The organism is Sphingomonas arantia, from assembly GCF_042682045.1.
In the GTDB taxonomy this organism is placed as follows: domain Bacteria; phylum Pseudomonadota; class Alphaproteobacteria; order Sphingomonadales; family Sphingomonadaceae; genus Sphingomonas_R; species Sphingomonas_R arantia.
Genome location: NZ_JBHUGS010000001.1, coordinates 847,831 through 864,135, shown reverse-complemented (window position 1 = coordinate 864,135; position 16,305 = coordinate 847,831). Strand labels below are relative to the sequence as shown.

Here is a 16,305-nt window from a genome sequence, read left to right as displayed (position 1 = left end):
GAGGGTAAGCGATGAAGCGGTGGCCGACAGCCCTGATCGCACTCGCGCTGTTCCCGGCGCTGGTCGGCGCACGTGCAGCCCCCGATGCCCCGCGCCGCGCCGACTGGATCGCCAGCTGGGGCACCTCGCAAATGGTGGCGGACGGCGACAACGCGCTCCCCGCCATCCCCGCCGACGGCATCACCCTGCGTCAGGTCGTGCGACTCTCCGCCGGCGGTCGCCAGGTCCGCGTCCGGCTGTCCAACATGTTCGGCAAGCAACCACTCGTCGTCGCGGCCGCGCACCTGGCTCGCCCGCTGGCACCCGGCACGGCGCGCACCGACGCCGGCGTGCCGCTCACCTTCTCCGGCCGCCCCGGCACCACGATCCCGGCCGGCGCGGAACTCTACTCCGATCCGGTGACAATGCCCGTCGCCCCCGGCGCGGACCTTGCGATCAGCCTTCATCTGCCGGCCGCCCCCGCGCCGCAGACCGGCCACCCCGGCTCCCGCGCGACCAGCTTCACCCTCCCCGGCGCGCACGTCGCCGATCCCGTGCTCGCCGGCGCCGCCACGCTCACCCACTGGTACGTCATCGCCGATGTCGAGGTGTCCGATCCCGCCAGCGCCGGCACCGTCGTCACGATCGGCGACTCGATCACCGACGGCTATGGGGTCTTGCCCAACACCAACACGCGCTGGTCCGATGTCCTGGCCCAGCGGCTGCGCGGCAACGCATCGACCCGCACGATCGGCGTCGTCAACGCCGGCATCGGCGGCAACCGCATATTGCTCGACGGGCTCGGCCCCAACCTCCTCGCGCGGTTCGACCGCGACGTCATCGCCCGCACCGGCGTCCGCTGGGCGATCGTGCTGGAGGGGGTGAACGACCTCGGCGTCCTGACGCGCGAGGCACCCGCCACCCCGGCACAGCATGCCGCCCTCGTCGCCGACGTGACCGCCGCCTATCGCCAGATGGCCGACCGCGCGCACGCCCACGGCATTCGCCTGATCGGCGGCACGATCACGCCGCTGATCGGCAACGACTATTACCATGCCGGCCCCGAAACGGAGGCCGACCGCCAGGCGATCAACCGCTTCATCCGCACTTCCGGCACGTTCGATGCGGTGATCGATTTCGACCGCATCGTGCGCGATCCGGCGCGTCCCGACCGGCTCGCTCCCGCCTTCGACTCCGGCGACCATCTCCACCCCTCCCCCGCCGGCTACCGCACGATGGGCGAGGCCGTCCCGCTGACGCTCTTCGCCGCATCCGCATCCGCCGCGCGGGGCAAGGCACCGCCCCCCACGATCGCGCTGACCTTCGACGACATCCCGTCGCACGGCCCGTTGCCGCCCGGCGAAACCCGCGTCGGCGTGATCCGCGCGATCACCACAGCGCTGTCCCGCGCCAAGGCACCGGCGTTCGGTTTCCTCAACGCGGTCAGCGACCTCGACGACGCGGACTCGCGCCGGGCCAGCGAGGCGTGGCGTGCGGCGGGCCTCCCGCTCGGCAACCACACCTATTCCCATCCGAACCTCGACGAGGTCGGCCCCGTCAACTACGCCGCGGACATCGCGAAGAACGAGCCACCACTCGCCAAACTCGCCCGCGGCACCGACTGGCACTGGTTCCGCTACCCCTATCTGTCCGAAGGCACCGCGCCCGCCGCGCGCGAAGCAATCCGCGCCGACCTGCGCCGCCGTGGCTACCGCATCGCGGCGGTCACGATGAGCTTCAGCGACTATGAATGGAACGAGCCCTACGCCGCCTGCGCCGCCCGTCACGACAGCGCGGCGATCGCGAAGCTCGACGCCAGTTTCCTCGCCGGCGCCCGCACTGGCGCGCTCGCCGCCCGCGAACGGGCGCAGACCCAGCTCGGGCGCGACGTGCCCTACATCCTGCTGATGCACGTCGGCGCGATGGACGCACGCATGCTCCCCCGCCTGCTCGCGCTCTACCGCTCGATGGGATTCCGCTTCACCACGCTCGCCGCGGCGCAGGCTGATCCCTATTATGCCTCGGCGAACGACCTGTCCCTTCCCGGCCCGACCGCCTCGCTCGGCGGCCTGTCCACCATGCACCTCGCCAAGCCGCCTGCCGGCCTCTGCACCTGAAAACGGAGATCGCTTCAGTGACCCCTATCTTCGACCCCGCCGACGCCCTCGGCACCGAATGGCGCGAAGGCCGCTGGCTCGGCCGCATCGATCGCGGCGACGGCCCCTCGCCCGTGCTCGTCGTGGGCGGCGTCGTCCATGACATGTCGCGCGTCGCCCCCACCGTCGCCGAACTGGTCGCCGACGGCCTGCTCGACCACACCGCGGGCGAGCCGATCGGCGATCTCGACACGCTCGGCCTGTCGCCCGACGCCACGCCGCGCCTGCTCAGCCCGATCGATTTCCAGTGCGTGAAGGCGGCCGGCGTCACCTTCGCCGTCTCCGCGCTGGAACGCGTGATCGAGGAACTGGCGCGCGGCGACCCCGGTGCCGCCACCGCGGTCCGGGAACGGCTCGAAACACGCGTCGGTGGCGGTCTTGCCGCCGTCGTTCCGGGTACCGAGGAAGCCGCCGCGCTCAAGGTCGCACTGATCGAGGAAGGGCTCTGGTCGCAATATCTCGAGGTAGCGATCGGCCCCGACGCCGAAGTCTTCACCAAGGCCGCGTCGCTCTCGACCGTGGGCTGGGGCAGCGCCGTCGGCGTGCGCTCCGACTCCACCTGGAACAACCCGGAGCCGGAGGTCGTGCTGCTCGTCGACCCGACCGGCCGCACGGTCGGCGCGACGCTCGGCAACGACGTCAACCTGCGCGATTTCGAAGGGCGCTCGGCGCTGCTCCTCGGCAAGGCGAAGGACAACAACGCCTCCTGCTCGCTCGGTGCGTTCGTCCGGCTGTTCGACGACAGCTTCACGATGGACGATGTCCGCTCCGCCAGCGTCGCGCTACGGATCGAAGGTGAGGACGGCTACGTCCTCGACGGCGCGAGCGCGATGGACCAGATCAGCCGCGATCCGGAGGAACTGGTCCGTCAGACGATGAGCGAGCACCAATATCCCGACGGCTTCGTCCTGTTCCTCGGCACGCTGTTCGCGCCGACCAAGGACCGCGACGAGCCCGGCCGCGGTTTCACGCACAAGGTCGGCGACACCGTCTCGATCGCATCGCCCCGCCTCGGCCGCTTGCTCAACCCCGTCACCACGTCCAAGGCGGCACCCGAATGGACGTTCGGCGTTACGGCGCTGGTCCGTAACCTCGCGGCCCGCGGGCTGCTGTCGAAACGCACCTGATGAAAGATTCCATGTCCCAGACCCATCCCGACCCGGCACAGGCCGCCGTCTATCCCTCGCTCCGCGGCAAGCGCGTCATCATCACCGGTGGCGCGTCCGGTATCGGCGCCGGTCTGGTCGAGGGCTTCGTGCGGCAGGGCGCGCGCGTCGCGTTCATCGACATCGTCGAGGCGGATGCGGAGGCGCTGATCGCGCGCCTCTCGCCCGACGCTGCGCATGTGCCGATCTTCCACCGGCTCGACCTAACCGATCTCGATGCGCTGACGACTGTCTTCGCCACGATGATCGAGCAGCTCGGCGGCTGCGACGTCCTGCTCAACAATGCCGCGAACGACGATCGCCACACCGTGGGAGAGGTGACGCCCGACTACTGGGATCGCCGCATGAACGTGAACCTGCGTCACGCCTTCTTCGCGACGCAGGCGGTGGTCCCGGCGATGAAGGCCGCGGGCGGCGCGATCATTAACTTCGGCTCGATCAGCTGGCACCTCGCGCTGCCCGACCTCGTGCTCTACCAGACCGCCAAGGCCGCGATCGAGGGTCTGACACGCAGTCTGGCCCGCGATCTTGGCCGCGACCGGATCCGCGTCAACAGCATCGTCCCCGGCAATGTCCAGACCCCGCGCCAGGAAAAGTGGTACACGCCGGAGGGCGAGGCAGAGATCGTCGCGTCGCAGTGCATGGACGGCCGCATCCAGCCCTACGACATCGCCGCCATGGCCATGTTCCTTGCCTCCGACGACGCCCGCATGTGCACCGCCCACAACTACTGGGTCGACGCCGGCTGGCGCTGATGTCTTGAGCGGTTGGGAGCGAGCCCGGCCGCTGAACGACCAAAGCAACGACAGCCGGCGATCCCCATCGCCGGCTGTTTCTATGTCTAGAAGCTGCGAGCCTCGGGGCGCGGAACACCGAATAGCCCCGACACCAAAGCCCCTCACCCCAAAACCCTGACCCCAAACCGTCATCCCGGCGAAAGCCGGGATCTCCCTTCGGTGAAGCGCGCACCCCTGGCCCAAGGAAGATCCCGGCCTACGCCGGGATGACGAGCTTGCGTGCAGGCCGTGACAAGACGAGCGTGTCGTTCCAGCGCACTGGACAGGCGCACCGAACCAAACCCACCCAGACACAAAAAAAGCGGGGGCACCCACTGGATGCCCCCGCCCCTCGTCGCCAAGACAGGAAAGCCTCAGCCCTCCATGTCTTCCAGCTCGCGCCCGCGCGTTTCGTTGATCATCGCCTTGACGAAGAAGAACGAGAGCGCGGCGAAGATCGCGTAGCCCGTGTAGGTGATCGCCAGCCCCGGCGAGACCGACAGCGCCGGAAAGCTGACCGAGATCGCCGCGTTGGCAATCCACTGCGCGAACCCGGCGACCGCCAGCCCCGAACCGCGGATCTGGTTCGGGAACATCTCGCCCAGCATCACCCACATCACGGGGCCCCAGCTGGCGTTGAAGAAGATCACGTACAGATTGGCCGCGATCAGCGCGATCATGCCCGAGTTACCCGGCAGCGACACCGCGCCGTCCGCCCCGGTGACCGCGGTCGAGAAGGCGTAGGCCACGGTCGCCAGCGTCACCGCCATGCCGGCCGACCCGACCAGCAGCAGCGGCTTGCGACCGATCCGATCGACCGTGCCGATCGTGAAGATGCACGCCGCGATCGACAGGACACCCGACAGGATGTTGATCTGCAGCGCGTTGTCCTCGGTGAACCCGACCGCTTCCCACAACACCGCGCCGTAATAGAACACGACGTTGATGCCCACGAGCTGCTGGAAGATCGCCAAGCCGATGCCCGCCCACAGGATGGGACGGATCTTGCCGGTGGTCTTGTCGCGAAGATCGGACAGCTTCGGCTTGTGATGGTCGGCGGCCAGCGAGTTGCGGATCTCGACGACCTTGCGGTCCGCCTCGGCCTTGCCGAACAGCCGGGTCAGCACCGTGTGCGCCTCGGCGTCGCGGCCCTTGGCGACCAGGAAACGCGGGCTTTCCGGAATCACGAGCAGCGCGAAGAAGTAGATCGCGGCCGGGATCGCCTGCAGCCAGAACATCCAGCGCCAGGCCGGATAGCCGAGCCAGAAGTCGGCGGTCGACCCACCGGCATAACGCGCCAGCGCGAAGTTCGCGACGAACGCGCCGGTCAGCCCGGTGATGATCATCACCTGCTGCACGCTCGACAGTCGCCCGCGGATCGAGGCCGGCGTCACTTCCGAGATGTAGACCGGCGAGATGACGCTCGCCGCACCGACGCCCAGGCCGCCGATGATGCGCGCGAAGATGAAGATCGCCGAGCCCGTCGCGGCCCCGGCCAGCAGCGCGCTGAACAGGAACAGCCCGGCCGAGATCATCATGACGTTGCGCCGACCGATGCGGTCGGACAGCCGCCCCGCCCCGAACGCGCCGATAGCCGACCCGACCAGGATCGCGCCGACATTGACGCCGATCCCCAGCCGACCGAGCCCGAACGCAGCCTCCAGCCCCTTCTGGGTGCCGTTGATGACCCCCGAGTCATAGCCGAACATGAAACCACCGATCGTCGCTACCGCGACGATCGCGGCAATGAACCCGTGGTTGACCATGCCGCCGTCCCCGGCGAGGCCCCGCGTCGTTTCGCTCATCGTTACTCTCTCCCTCATGCCGGCTTTGCCGACTTCATCGTCCCTGGTCGTCGTGCGGTCAGTGATTGTGGCGCGGCGTGCGGGCCGCGATGCCGCGATATTTGACTGCGAAGTCCAATACCCCACCCTCGCTCAATTGCCCGGTCTTTTCGCGGTACAATTCCTCCCACGGCGTATTGCTCGCCGGGATCGGCGGAGCGGGCTCGCCGCGGCGTCGCGCGATCTCCGCCTCGTCGACCAGCGCGTCGCAACGCCCGGCGGCGAGGTCGATCCGGATCACGTCGCCGGTGTGCAGCCAGGACAGGCCACCGCCGACCGCGCTTTCGGGACTCGCGTTCAGGATCGACGGGCTGTCCGACGTGCCGGACTGGCGACCGTCGCCCAGCGTCGGCAGCGCCAAAATCCCGCGCTGGATCAGATGGTCCGGCGGCTGCATGTTCACGACCTCGGCCGAACCGGGCCAGCCGATCGGTCCCGCCCCGCGGATCACCAGGATGCAATTCTCGTCGATGTCGAGCGCCGGATCATTGATCCGGTGGTGATAATCGTCCGATCCCTCGAAGACGATCGCCCGCGCCTCGAACACATTCTCCATGCCCGTCCGCTCGAGATACCGTTCGCGGAACGCCGGCGAGATCACGCTGGTCTTCATGATCGCGACATCGAACAGGTTGCCGGTCAGCACCAGGAACCCGGCCTGCTCCTTCAGCGGGGTGTCGAACGCGCGGATTACCTCGCGATCGGTCGCGCCGCGCCCCTGGATATTCTCCGCCACGGTCCGCCCGGTTACCGTCGCGCAAGCGCCGTCCAGCTTGCCCGCACCGAGCAGCTCGGTCATCACCGCCGGCACGCCGCCCGCGCGGTGGAATCGCTCGCCCAGGAACCGACCCGCCGGCTGCACATCGACCAGCAACGGCAGGTCATAGCCGAACTCGGACCAGTCGGACGCCGCGATCTCGATTCCGGCATGCTTGGCCATCGCGTGGATATGCGGCTGCGCATTGGACGATCCGCCGATCGCGGTGACCACGCGGATCGCGTTCAGGAAGCTTTCGCGCGTCAGGATGTTCGACGGGCGCAGGTCCTCATACGCCATCTCGACGATCCGCCGGCCGGTCTCGTACGCATATTGCCCGCGCTCGCGGTACGGCGCCGGGATGGCGGCACAACCGGGCAGCGACAGGCCGAGCGCTTCGGCCACCGCGTTCATCGTCGATGCGGTGCCCATCGTGTTGCAATGCCCCGCCGACGGCGCGCTGTCCGTCGCGCGCTGCAGGAACTCCTCCTCATCGATCTCGCCCGCCGCCAGCTTGCGCCGCGACCGCCAGATGACGGTGCCCGACCCGACCAGTTCGCCGTCGTGCCAGCCGTCCAGCATCGGCCCGCCCGACAGCACGATCGCCGGGATATCGACGGTCGATGCCGCCATGATCCCCGACGGCGTCGTCTTGTCGCACCCGGTGGTCAGCACGACCGCGTCGATCGGATAGCCGTACAGCGTCTCGACCAGTCCGAGATAGGCGAGGTTGCGGTCGAGCGCGGCGGTCGGCCGCCGGCAATTTTCGAAGATCGGGTGGACCGGGAACTCCATCGCGATCCCGCCCGCATCGCGGATGCCGTCGCGCACGCGGCGCGCCAGGTCCAGGTGGATGCGGTTGCACGGGCTCAGGTCCGAACCCGTCTGCGCGATGCCGATGATCGGCCGCCCGGACCGCAGCTCGGCCGGCGTCAGGCCGTAATTCATGAAGCGTTCGAGGTAGAGCGCGGTCATGTCCGACCGCGCCGGGTCCGCAAACCAATCGCGCGATCGGAAGGGACGAACCGGTTGACGTTGCACTCTGCTACTCTCCCGTCCGGCATCGCCCGCATCGGGCCTGCCGTATCGCTGATAACGCTACCAGATACCGGACCATGGTCAAGCGGCGGTCGCTACTGCGACACGCCGACGCGCGGCCGGCGCCGCGGCGGTGCGTCCGACTGCCGCCGGATCAGCGTGAAGTCGAGCGTCCGGTGCCGTTCGGTCACCTCGCCGCCGCGCTGCTGGCGGATCGTCGAGACGAGCAGCGCGACCGCCGCGCGCGACATGTCGGCGATCGGCTGGTGGATCGTCGTCAGCTCCGGCCAGATCGCGGTCGACAGCGTCGTATCGTCGAACCCGCACACCGTCAGGTCGCCCGGCACGTCCAGCCCGCGGCGATGCGCCGCCGCGACCGTCGCCGCCGCCATATCGTCGTTCGATGCGAAGATCGCGGTCGGCGGATCGTCCAGTTCCAGCAACTGCTCCGCCGCGTCCAGCCCCGACCGGTAGGTATAGAGCCCATGCGCGATCAGCTTCTCGTCGAGCGGGATCCGCGACTCCTCCAGCGCGGCTGAATAGCCCTCCAGCCGCCGCGCGCTGGCCGACAGGTTGGGATTGCCGGTGATGAACCCGATCCGCCGGTGGCCCAGCGCCAGGATGTGGCGCACCATCGTCCGTGCCGCCTCGCGGTCGTCGATCCGGATCGCGAGCAATTCGTCGGCGGGCAGGCCGCTCGCCACCGACACGGTCGGCACGCCCGCGGCGGACAACAGGTCCAGGATCGAGTCCGTCTCGCACAACGGCGGCGGCAGGATCACGCCGTCGATCCCACCCTCGATCAAGTGGCGCGTCACCTCGATCTCGTGATCGCCCAGCTCGCATTTCTCGACGATGATCTGCACGTCGCTGCGCGCGGCCTGGTCCAGGCTGCCGAGCAGGAACTCGCTCAGGAACCCCGCGCTGGGGTTGCTGTACAGCAACCCGATCCGCGTCTGCCCCGCCCCCGCCAGGCTGCGCGCCGCCGGGTTCGGCGCGTAGTTCAGTGCGGAGATCGCCTTGTTCACCTCGTCGCGCGTCACCAGCCGGACGTTGTTCACCCCGTTGATGACGCGCGAGACCGTCATCGGCGATACGCCGGCACGCTTGGCGACATCGCTGATCGTCGGGGCACCGCCTGCGCGGCGGGAGGCTCTTGTCTTACCGGGTCCGTCGAGGCTCATGATGTAGGTTTATCGCAAACGGCCCCCGCGGCAAGAGGGCATCGTTCCGGTCCATTCGGCGCGGTCCCGCTTTGACGCGCCCGTCGCGGCAAGACGGCGCCCCGCCTCGCGCGGACGCGAGTTGGACTTGCCTCCCCCCGGCATTCGATTATGAGAGCGCTAACCACTTCGCCCCCGCCACAGGTCTCGCAGAAGATCGCTTCAGGAAGGATCATGATCATGGGCACCCGCTCTTCCGCCCTCGCCGCCGTGCCGCTGGCACTGCTCGCCTCCGTCGCGCTGGCCCAGGCTCCGACGACGCCGCCAGCCCCCGCCGCGACGACCGGCGCCGGCACGCTGAACGTCGGCCCCGACGCGCGCAGCCCGGAGGGCAAGCGGTACCTCTCCGCCCCGCTGGTGACCCAGATCTTCGCGGCCGATCCCTCCGCCCACGTCTTCAATGGCAAGATCTACGTCTACCCCAGCCACGATGTCGACGCGGGCATTCCCGACGACGATCTCGGCAACCAATATGCGATGCACGACTACCGCGTGCTCAGCATGGACCGCATCGGCGGCCCGGTCACGATCGGCCCCGTCGCGATTGACGTGAAGGACATCCCCTGGGCCTCCAAGCAGGCCTGGGCGCCCGACGCCGCGTACAAGAACGGCACCTATTTTCTCTACATGCCCGTGCGCGACAAGCAGGGCATCTTCCGTATCGGCGTGGCCACGTCCAAGTCGCCGATGGGCCCGTTCAAGTCCGAGGCCGCCCCGATCCGCGGCAGCTTCTCGATCGATCCGGCCGTGTTCACCGACGATGACGGCAAGAGCTACATGTATTTCGGCGGCATCTGGGGCGGCCAGCTCCAGCGCTGGGCGAAGGGCAAGTTCGATCCGAACGCCGGCGACACCGACCTGCGTCAGGACGACAAGCCCGCACTTGCGCCCAAGATGGCGCCGATGACCGCCGACATGAAGCAGTTCGCGGCCCCCCCGCGCGACGTCGTCATCACGGACGAGGCTGGCAAGCCGATCCTCGGCGGCGACCACGACCGGCGCTTCTTCGAGGCGTCCTGGGTGTTCAAGCGCCAGGGCAAATACTACTTCACCTACTCGACCGGCGACACGCACTTCATCGCCTATGCCGTGGGTGACAAGCCGACCGGCCCGTTCCGCTACACCGGTCGCATCCTGTCCCCGGTGCAGGGCTGGACCACGCATCACTCGATCATCCAGTTCCAGAACCGCTGGTACCTGTTCTATGCTGACACGCAGCTGTCGAATAAGAACCACCTGCGTTCCGCCAAGGTGACCGAGATGTTCTTTAACGCCGACGGCACCATCCGTCCGATCAGCCCGTTCCAGGACTGATCGCAGCATGTTTCTCGGCATCGATATCGGCACCTCGGGCGTCAAGGCGGTCGTCCTCGACGAAGCCGGCGCAATCGCCGGACAGGGCACCGCCGCCCTGACCGTCCAGCGTCCGCACCCGCTCTGGTCGGAACAGGACCCGGAGGCCTGGTGGCGCGCGACGAGCGCCGCGGTGCTCGCGATCGACCCAGCCGTCCGCCGCGCGGTCCGCGGCGTGGGCCTCGCCGGGCAGATGCACGGCGCGACCTTGCTCGGCACGGACGACCGCCCGTTGCGCCCCGCCATCCTGTGGAACGACGGCCGCAGCGCCGCCGAATGCACCGCGATGGAGGTCGAGGAACCGCGCCTCCGCGATATCTCCGGCAACATCGCGATGCCTGGCTTCACCGCGCCCAAGCTCCGCTGGGTCCGCGATCATGAGCGCGCGACGTTCGACCAGATCGCGACCGTGCTGCTGCCCAAGGACTATGTCCGGCTGCGCATGACGGGCGACAAGGCGTCGGACATGTCCGATTCCGCCGGCACGCTCTGGCTCGACGTGGCCAAGCGTCGCTGGAGCCCCGAACTGCTCGCCACCAGCGGGCTCGACGAAAGCGCGATGCCGCGGCTCTACGAGGGGTCGGAGATCACCGGCACGCTCGGTGCCGACGTCGCCGAGGCCTGGGGCATGCCACGCGTGCCCGTCGCCGCGGGCGGCAGCGACAATGCCGCGGGCGCGGTCGGCGTCGGCGTGGTGGCGGATGGCGATGCCTTGCTCTCGCTCGGCACGTCGGGCGTCATCTTCGTCGCCACCGCGGACTTCCGCCCCAACCCGGCGCGCGCGGTCCACGCCTTCTGCCACGCTTTGCCGAACATGTGGCACCAGATGGCGGTCCATCTCTCGGCCGCCTCCTGCATCGACTGGGTCGCGCGGATCACCGGCGCAAGCGGTGCCGCCGAACTTTTCGCGCGTGCGGAGGCCGCAGGTCCGGCGAGCGGCCCCGAGCTGTTCCTGCCGTACCTTTCGGGCGAGCGCACACCGCACAACGATGCCGAGGTCCGCGGCGCGTTCCTCCGGCTCGACAACGACACCGACGCCGCCCGCCTGTCGCAGGCCGTGCTCGAAGGCGTCGCGTTCGCGCTGGCCGACGGGCTCGACGTGCTGCGCGAAGCCGGCACGACGGTCGAACGGCTGTCCGTCATCGGCGGCGGCGCGCGTTCCAGCTACTGGGGCCGCGTGCTCGCCGCCGCGATGGGTGTCGAACTCGTCTACCTTCAGGGTGGCGAGGTCGGCCCCGCACTCGGCGCGGCCCGGCTGGCGCAGCTCGCGGTCGACGGCGGCGACGTCGCCAGCGTCTGCACCGCGCCGCCCGTCGCCCGCACGCAAGCGCCCGACGCCGCGCTCATGGATGCCCTTGCGGAGAAGAAGGCTGCGTTCCGCGCGGCCTATTCCCGCATCACCCCCCTCGAAACCGACGGCAGGAACCACTGATGTCCGATTTCTTCAACGCCATTCCCCAGATCAAGTTCGAAGGCCCCGAAAGCCAGAACGAACTCGCCTACCGCTTCTACGACAAGGACCGGATGGTCCTCGGCAAGCGCATGGAGGATCATCTCCGCTTCGCCGCCTGCTTCTGGCACACCTTCTGCTGGCCGGGGTCCGACGTGTTCGGCGGCGGCACGTTCGATCGCCCGTGGCACCGCGGCCCGCATGACAGCGCCGCCGCCGCGATGAAGCGCGAAGTCGCGTTCGAATTCTTCCAGAAGCTCGACGTGCCCTATTACTGCTTCCACGACGCCGACGTGATGGCCGATGCCGACAATCTGACCGACCATCGCCGCTTCTTCGCAGAGGCCGTCGATCATCTCGAACAGCTCCAGGCATCGTCCGGCCGCAAGCTCCTGTGGGGCACCGCCAACCTGTTCAGCCACCCGCGCTTCGCCGCCGGTGGTGCCACCAACCCCGATCCGGAAGTGTTCGCGTTCGGCGCAGTCCAGGTCCGTGACGCGCTTGAGGCGACGCATCGTCTCGGCGGCGCGAACTACGTCCTGTGGGGCGGTCGCGAGGGTTACGAAACGCTGCTCAACACCGATCTCAAGCGTGAACTCGACAATCTCGGCCGCTTCCTCAGCCTGGTCGTCGAGCACAAGCACAAGATCGGGTTCAAGGGCACGATCCTGATCGAGCCGAAGCCGATGGAGCCGACCAAGCACCAGTACGACTTCGACACCGCCACGGTGTACGGCTTCCTAAAGCGCTACGGCCTCGAAAACGAGGTGAAGGTGAACATCGAGGCGAACCACGCCACGCTGGCCAGCCACACGTTCGAGCATGAGATCGCGACGGCCGCGGCACTCGGCATCTTCGGTTCGATCGACGCCAACCGCGGCGATCCGCAGAATGGCTGGGATACCGACCAGTTCCCGAACTCGGTCGAGGAACTGACGCTCGCCAATCTGGAGATCATCCGCGCCGGCGGCTTCACCACCGGCGGGTTCAACTTCGACTCCAAGGTCCGCCGCCAGTCGATGGACCCGGCCGATCTGTTCCACGGCCATGTCGGCGGCATCGACGTCGTCGCCAAGGGCCTGCTGAACGCCGCCGCGCTGATCGAGGATGGTCGCCTCGACCAGTTCAAGACGGAACGCTACGCCGGCTGGAACGGCGAATTCGGCGAAGCGATCGCTACCCGCGACCTCTCGGGCATCGCCGACCTCGCCATCGAACGCAACATCGCCCCCCAGCCCCGCTCGGGCGGCCAGGAGCGCCTCGAAAACCTGATCAACCGCTTCCTGTAAGCGGTACTGACGACCGGTCGGGCTAGTCCCGGCCGTCATGACGGGCCCGGCACGCAGAGGCGAGCCGGGCCCGTTTTGTTTGCTTGCTGTCGTCACGCGACGAACCAGAGCGCGCCGACGCCGTCCCAAAGCGGTATGATATCCGCCTGGCCACTCACCCCACCCCGTTTGGTTCGAGCCTGTCGAGAACTTCGCGCTGAGTTCGCGACGAGCTCGAACCAAACGGGTCAGCGGGTCAGCGGGTCAGCGGGTCAGCGGGTCAGCGGGTCAGCGGGTCAAAGATAAACGAGTGCCGTCGTGCTTCAAGACGCACTGCCCTGTCGCCACACGACAACCAAGCTCGCATGCAACGTACCTGATCGCTGAGCCAACCCACCAAGATCCGACGACACAAACCGTCCATCCCGAGCGAAGTCGAGGGACCCTTCGAGCGAAGTCGAGAAGCCCACAGCACCCCTCGGCTACGCTCCGGGAAACGTGCCTCGACTTCGCTCGGCATGGACGGCTTGGGTGAACTGCGCGACAACGTAATGGCCACCTCACCGCCCAACTCCCAACCGCTCGTCCTGAGTAGGGGCTGAGCGAAGTCGAAGACCCGTATCGAAGGACAAGTCCCGCCCGCGAGGCCATGCTTTGATACGAGCCCTCGTTACGCGCCAAACGGCGCTACTCGGTCTCTACTCAGCACGGGGGTTGGTCTTTCAACCACCCCTCACCGACAATCCACCAACCCCTCGGAAGCAGACCCGAACTGCACTCGCGACACGGTCACCGTCAGCGCCCCCGCCGTGGTCATCATGAACGGCTGCCGCACCTTCGCAAGGTCGGCACCCACCAGGCATCGCAGCGGCACCGCCACCTGACCCCAGCCACCGGCCTTAGCGATCGCACGCAGCCGATCCGTCACGTTCCGCCCACCCAGCGTCACCGCACCAGCAGGACCCGCATCCACCTTCACGTCCACGATCAGCGCCACGTCGCCATTCGCCTCGCGCGTCAGATCGACCGGGTCGCCGTCGAGCACCGCGCTCGCCGCACCGCGCCCGGTCCAGGCGATCTGCACCGCATCCTCCTGCGCCACGCGGTCTGCCGCACGCTGGCTGATCAGCTCCGGCCCCGGATTGGCCGCCAACGCGGTGCCGGACCCGAGCAGCAACCGCCGCCCGTTGGTCACCTTGCCGCGCGCGAACAGCAGGTTGCGATTGCCCCCTGCCCCCGCACGCACCTCGGACAACGGCCCCAGCGCCCCCTTGTCACGCGCCGTCAGCCCATATCCATAAGCAAACAACGGCGCATAATTCGCATCGCCCACGTTCAGCGGCGTCTGGTCCGACCGCGCCGGCCAGCTATAGGGCAGCTTGCCGCGGAACGGCTTCGCCCCGAACAGCACGTCCGCGACGCCCGCCCCTTCCGACCCCGGCAGCCACGCCGCGACGAACGCGTCGGACGCATTCAGATACGGGTTCACCCAGAGCGGCCGGCCCGACAGGAACACCGCCACCACCGGGATACCCGCCGCGCGCAACCGCTGCATCGTTGCCAGATTGTCGGCCGTATCGTCGAACGCCACGTCGGGCTTGTCGCCCTGGAACTCCGCATAGGGCGTCTCGCCGAACACCACGATCGCCGCATCGGGCTTCGTCTCGTACTTGCCGTCGACGGACAAAGTCGCCGTCCCGCGCGCATCCTGCACCTGCGCCGCGATCCCGCGCCAGATGCTCGTCGCGTTCGGAAAATCGGTCGGCTTCGTACCCGTCCCCTGCCACGACAGCGTCCAGCCGCCCGCCTGCCGCGCGACATCGTCCGCCGCATCGCCCGCCACCAGGATCCGCATCCCCCGCTTCAACGGCAGGACCGACCCGCTATTCTTCAGCAGCACCAGCGACTCCGCCACCGCGGCCCGCGCCACCGCGCGGTGCGCCGGCGCGCCCAGCAAGGCGTAACGCCCCGCCAGCGGCCGCGCGGACGGCTTGACCGTATCGAAAATCCCGGCGCGATATTTCACGCGCAGCAACCGCCGGACCGCATCGTCCAGCCGGCTCATCGGGATCGTCCCGGCCTTCACGCCCGCCAGCGTGGACTCCCAGATCCCCTTCCAGCTGTCCGGGGCCATATACACGTCCAGCCCGGCGGCCAGCGCCTGCGGGCAGCGCGTGTTGGTGCACCCCTCGACCTGCCCGTGTGCGTTCCAGTCGCCTACCACGAACCCGTCGAAGCCCATCCGCTCCTTCAGCACACCGGTCAGCAGGCTGCGATTGCCCGTCATCTTCACGCCGTTCCAGCTCGAGAAGCTGGCCATCACCGACTGCACGCCGGCCTTCAGCGCGGCATAATATGGCGGCGCGAAGAGCGATCGCAGCTGCGCCTCGCTCATCTGCGCATCGCCCTGGTCCTTGCCGCCCGCGGTGCCGCCGTCGCCCAGGAAATGCTTGGCGGTCGCGATGATGTGCGACCCCTTCAACCAGTCGCGGTCGCCGATCTTGCCCTGCAACCCCTCAACCAGCGGTCCGGCATAGCCCGTCGCAATCTCCGCCGTCTCGCCGAACCCTTCGTAGGTCCGGCCCCAGCGATCGTCGCGCACCACCGCGATGGTCGGCGCGAATGTCCAGTCGATGCCCGTCACGCGCATCTCGATCGCGGTGATCGCGCCGATCTGCCGCATGATTGCCGGATCGCGCATCGCGCCCAGCCCGATATTGTGCGGAAACAGCGTCGCGCCGACCACGTTCGAATGACCATGCACCGCATCGATCCCCCAGATCGACGGGATCCGCGGCAGTTTCGGATCGTCGCTGATCGACGCATCCCAATATTCATCGGCCAGCTTCAGCCAGTCCGCCGCCGGGGCATTGTACCGCCCGCCCGGATCGGAATTGCCGCCGTTGAACACCGATCCGAGATGATATTTCTTGAGGTCCGCCGGCGTGGTCGACGCGATGTCGCCCTGCACCACCTGACCGACCTTCTGCTCCAGCGACATCCGCGCCATCAGCGCGGTGATCTTCGCCTCCAGCACCGGGTCGAGCGCGATCGGCGATGCCTGCGCCGGCCACTCCGCCGGATGCGCCACGCCGACCTGCGCTGACGCCCCACCGGCCGCCACGAAGCCACACAACGCCGCCACGCCAGCCGCGGTCCGCATCGGGCGCGTTGCCGTCCGCTTCAAGATCATCCCCATGTCACCCTACCCCTGGCGTATCATTATCGTTGCTCGGCGGACCGCTGCCCGCTGCTGACACCGTGGCTAGCACGCCGCACCGCCCCGGCAAACGCG

The 16,305-nt window shown here is 68.4% G+C and carries 10 protein-coding genes; 6 read left to right on the top strand and 4 right to left on the bottom strand.

Translation table 11 applies throughout. The features are described 5' to 3' along the window. The first annotated feature begins 11 nt into the window (after positions 1-11). The 3 genes from ACFSGX_RS04150 to ACFSGX_RS04140 are packed head-to-tail and all read left to right on the top strand — an operon-like array spanning position 12 to position 4,056. On the top strand, positions 12-2,096 hold the full coding sequence (locus tag ACFSGX_RS04150; RefSeq protein WP_380927693.1) for a GDSL-type esterase/lipase family protein: 2,085 nt from the start codon (positions 12-14) through the stop codon (positions 2,094-2,096). A 26-nt stretch (positions 2,097-2,122) separates the two neighbouring features. Then, positions 2,123-3,262, top strand: coding sequence for a fumarylacetoacetate hydrolase family protein (locus ACFSGX_RS04145; RefSeq protein ID WP_380928233.1), 1,140 nt, complete (start codon positions 2,123-2,125; stop codon positions 3,260-3,262). Continuing rightward, on the top strand, positions 3,262-4,056 hold the full coding sequence (locus ACFSGX_RS04140; protein ID WP_380927692.1) for an SDR family NAD(P)-dependent oxidoreductase: 795 nt from the start codon (positions 3,262-3,264) through the stop codon (positions 4,054-4,056). Before ACFSGX_RS04145 ends, ACFSGX_RS04140 begins: the two co-directional genes overlap by 1 nt. A 395-nt stretch (positions 4,057-4,451) precedes the next feature. On the opposite strand, the gene ACFSGX_RS04135 is transcribed toward ACFSGX_RS04140, so the two are convergent. The 3 genes from ACFSGX_RS04135 to ACFSGX_RS04125 form a co-directional block, all read right to left on the bottom strand. Then, entirely contained in the window at positions 4,452-6,008 is a 1,557-nt protein-coding gene (locus ACFSGX_RS04135) for a sugar porter family MFS transporter (protein WP_380927691.1), read from the bottom strand. Beyond that, positions 5,941-7,719: an IlvD/Edd family dehydratase gene (locus tag ACFSGX_RS04130; protein WP_380927689.1), complete on the bottom strand. Its 1,779-nt coding sequence runs from the start codon at positions 7,717-7,719 to the stop codon at positions 5,941-5,943. The genes ACFSGX_RS04135 and ACFSGX_RS04130 overlap by 68 nt, the downstream gene beginning before the upstream one ends. Before the next feature lie 92 nt (positions 7,720-7,811). Next, a complete protein-coding gene (locus tag ACFSGX_RS04125; protein WP_380927687.1) occupies positions 7,812-8,900 on the bottom strand; it encodes a LacI family DNA-binding transcriptional regulator in 1,089 nt (362 codons plus the stop codon). A gap of 219 nt (positions 8,901-9,119) precedes the next feature. Between ACFSGX_RS04125 and ACFSGX_RS04120 the strand changes: the two genes are divergently transcribed. Genes ACFSGX_RS04120 through xylA form a run of 3 tightly spaced genes read left to right on the top strand, consistent with a single transcriptional unit; the run spans position 9,120 to position 13,031 of the window. After that, positions 9,120-10,253 carry a glycoside hydrolase family 43 protein gene (locus tag ACFSGX_RS04120; protein WP_380928232.1) on the top strand — a complete coding sequence of 378 codons (1,134 nt, stop codon included), beginning with the start codon at positions 9,120-9,122 and terminating at the stop codon, positions 10,251-10,253. A 7-nt stretch (positions 10,254-10,260) separates the two neighbouring features. Further along, positions 10,261-11,724: a xylulokinase gene (xylB, locus tag ACFSGX_RS04115; RefSeq protein WP_380927685.1), complete on the top strand. Its 1,464-nt coding sequence runs from the start codon at positions 10,261-10,263 to the stop codon at positions 11,722-11,724. Beyond that, a complete protein-coding gene (xylA, locus tag ACFSGX_RS04110; protein ID WP_380928230.1) occupies positions 11,721-13,031 on the top strand; it encodes a xylose isomerase in 1,311 nt (436 codons plus the stop codon). Before xylB ends, xylA begins: the two co-directional genes overlap by 4 nt. 712 nt (positions 13,032-13,743) lie before the next feature. On the opposite strand, the gene ACFSGX_RS04105 is transcribed toward xylA, so the two are convergent. After that, positions 13,744-16,209: a glycoside hydrolase family 3 protein gene (locus tag ACFSGX_RS04105; RefSeq protein ID WP_417774585.1), complete on the bottom strand. Its 2,466-nt coding sequence runs from the start codon at positions 16,207-16,209 to the stop codon at positions 13,744-13,746. Positions 16,210-16,305: the final 96 nt, after the last annotated feature.